This window comes from Enterobacter sp. T1-1 (genome assembly GCF_000710795.1).
GTDB lineage: Bacteria > Pseudomonadota > Gammaproteobacteria > Enterobacterales > Enterobacteriaceae > Enterobacter > Enterobacter cloacae.
This window is the reverse complement of sequence record NZ_JALW01000126.1, coordinates 1-2619: the sequence shown is the minus strand read 5'-3', so window position 1 is coordinate 2619 and position 2619 is coordinate 1. Positions and strand designations below refer to the sequence as shown.

The 2619-nt window shown below is 50.6% G+C and carries 3 protein-coding genes; 1 reads left to right on the top strand and 2 read right to left on the bottom strand.

Annotated elements, in window-relative coordinates:
- Positions 1-127: 127 nt before the first annotated feature.
- Positions 128-916, bottom strand: coding sequence for a siderophore-iron reductase FhuF (fhuF, locus tag AK59_RS0123420; protein ID WP_013095476.1), 789 nt, complete (start codon positions 914-916; stop codon positions 128-130).
- Between the two features lie 91 nt (positions 917-1007).
- On the bottom strand, positions 1008-2072 hold the full coding sequence (locus tag AK59_RS0123415) for a GGDEF domain-containing protein (protein WP_029883959.1): 1065 nt from the start codon (positions 2070-2072) through the stop codon (positions 1008-1010).
- A 216-nt stretch (positions 2073-2288) separates the two neighbouring features.
- Here AK59_RS0123415 and AK59_RS0123410 point away from each other — a divergent pair, with 216 nt between their 5' ends.
- Positions 2289-2558, top strand: coding sequence for a DUF1435 domain-containing protein (locus AK59_RS0123410; protein ID WP_013095478.1), 270 nt, complete (start codon positions 2289-2291; stop codon positions 2556-2558).
- The last annotated feature ends 61 nt before the right edge of the window (positions 2559-2619 follow it).

The window sequence follows — 2619 nt, the reverse complement described above, 5'->3', positions numbered from 1 at the left end:
GCCGTATGTTCCCCCTCACCCCCGCCCTCTCCCAAAGGGAGAGGGGGCCGTCTGTGCAGGCATTATTTATGGGGATCCCTCAACCCTGTGGGAGAGGGCCAGGGTGAGGGCATCAGGCCGGATACGACTACTTCAGCGTACAATCCCCGCACTGCTGAACGTCCGGCAGGCGATAGCGCTGGCAGCAGGTGCGGCGCACCAGAAGCCCGTCACGCGGCACTACGGTACGGAATAATGGGTTATCGCGGCCATCCGCAAGCTGTTTCGTAAAGAACAAGGACTGACGCAGGGCATCTACCTTCTCATCACCGAGCAGGGGCTTCATTTCCGTCAAATACCAGTGGATTAAATAGCCGGTATTACTCCAGATAAGCTTCCCGTTGATCTCACCTGTCTCTTCCAGAGCATTCACCACCGGCATCAGGGCGCGGGTCACGAGCCGCTCCATCCGCTGCGTGGCAGAAAGATGCATGGCCGTTGGGTCTTCGTGAAGATCGATCCAGAAGCAGGCCGCACGCCCCGTCTCGTGGAACTCAACGTGAAAATACTCCGGGGAGAGATCCAGCATGGTCTCCTGGGTGAGCAATGCCAGCATAAGCGGAGGCGCCATCAGGCCGATATACCATTGCGCCCAGAGAGAGAGCAGGGGCTTGTTTTCCCGCGTAAGGGTGGGTTGATTGCGATAGATATGGTCAGAATAGGTTGCCAGCAGCGACTGGCGTTTTGCCGGCTGCTGCCACTGTGCCAGTGTCATGGCGTGGTGCGGATGCGGCTCATCCAGTTTGATAAAGTCCAGCAGATGGGCACGGGTTGCCGCTATCTTTTCGCGTATGGCTTCCGCAAGCGAAGAGTCTCCCGTGGTGAGACGGGCTCGCCAGAGGAGGGGTTCAACAGTCTGTACGGTATGAGTGGCCATAATAGATAGAAATCTAAATGATAATGATTGCCAATCCTAACTATTGCTCATACCGATGGCAAGACTTTTGTCCTGGAGAGAGATGCTGTGCTTAAACCGCCTGTAGCTCTTCGCTGAGCAGAATGTTATTCCGCCCAAGATGCTTTGCTTCGTAGAGGGCTTTATCTGCTTTTTCCAGCGCGCCTTCTGCGTCTTCATTCTCAAAAATGGCAATACCAATGCTGATGGTGACGTTAGTCGCAACGCGCTCATTGAACATGTGGGGGATTTTTAAGTCGTACACTTTCTGACGAATGCGCTCTGCCGTCTGGCGGGCATGTTCCAGCGAGATGTTCGTCAGCAGTACCATAAACTCTTCCCCGCCAAACCGCGCCACAATGTCCCGCGAGCGTACGGCATCACGAATGGCTGCCGAGACACGGATTAACGCCTGGTCACCCATCATATGGCCGTAGTGGTCGTTATAGGCCTTGAAGTGATCGATATCCATTAGCAGGACAAAGTGTTCGCCGTTCTCTACCGCAGGCAGATTCTCCAGTCGGCTTTGCAAGCCGCGACGGTTATACAGCCCGGTAAGCGGATCCATCATGCTGAGATCGGTCAGGGTTTCTCGTTCTTCCAGTAACCGGGAGAGAAGTTCCTGAGCGAAGCGATCGTTACGCCTTTGTAGTACGTGGTGAACGCCGATAGCCACGACCGGAAGAATGAAAGAGTAGATCATTCTCAACCAGTGTTCAGAGGGGCTTAACCACAGGCAGACAATAAATGCGGGTAATGAGTGGAGCGTAAACGCTTTGATATTAATGGCGAATGCCAGCGAACCGATAAAAAGCACCGTTAATAGCGCCATGATCAAATATGACGCCCGATCGTGCGTAATTAACGAAAATTTTGAGGCGATTTGCCAGGCCCATAAAATCCCGAATATCGCTGAAACCACAGGAATATTTATCTTGCGGGTACTCTTTTGCCAGTGCCAGAGCAGCAATCCGGTGCTGAGCGTAAAAATAGCCAGCAGGGGGAAAGATAACAGCTGAACAGAATAGAGCGGATTTGTTACCGAGAACACCGCTGAGGTTGCGTTCAAAAATAAAAATAAACGTAACGATAATTGATATTTGCTGTTGACCAAAGACCGCCAGGATTGTGATGTCATAGTAGTGCGTTTTTATTAAAATTTAATTAAAACAGATAAATGGATGTTGTTTCGCAATAATGGAAGCAAAAAAAATCAACGAGTAATTATCAGAGAAACTTTATGAGTAGTTAACAGGTGGGCAATTTATCACCTTAAACAATGCCTGTCATTACGGGAAAGGTAAACGGCCACGGTTTTTAATTATCGGTGCTGACAAATGATAATGCCTGTCATATGATATTGGTTATCATTATCGATTCGAAAGGGCAAACCATGTTGAACCGGGTGTTAGGAAGTGGTTGGGGGGTATTACTGCCGGGAGCCATCCTCGGCGGTCTGATGTTTGCCGATCTCTCCATTGAACTCTGGAAAGCCATCATCGTGTCAGGGTTGCTGATGTCCTCAGCCATGATCTGGCATAAGCAATTACGGCACTTTGTTTTGTTGCCATCATGCGTCGCGCTGGTCAGTGGAATTCTGGTGATACTGATGAGTTTGAAATAACAGGGAATAACATGAAGGACTTCAGAGGGGATGCAAGATAATTGGTGCGAGGGGGGGGACT

Excerpts from the sequence above, each read along its gene's own strand:
- fhuF (WP_013095476.1), bottom strand. The coding sequence starts at position 916 with ATGGCCACTCATACCGTACAGACTGTTGAACCCCTCCTCTGGCGAGCC.
- AK59_RS0123410 (WP_013095478.1), top strand. The coding sequence starts at position 2,289 with ATGATATTGGTTATCATTATCGATTCGAAAGGGCAAACCATGTTGAAC.
- AK59_RS0123415 (WP_029883959.1), bottom strand. The coding sequence starts at position 2,072 with ATGACATCACAATCCTGGCGGTCTTTGGTCAACAGCAAATATCAATTA.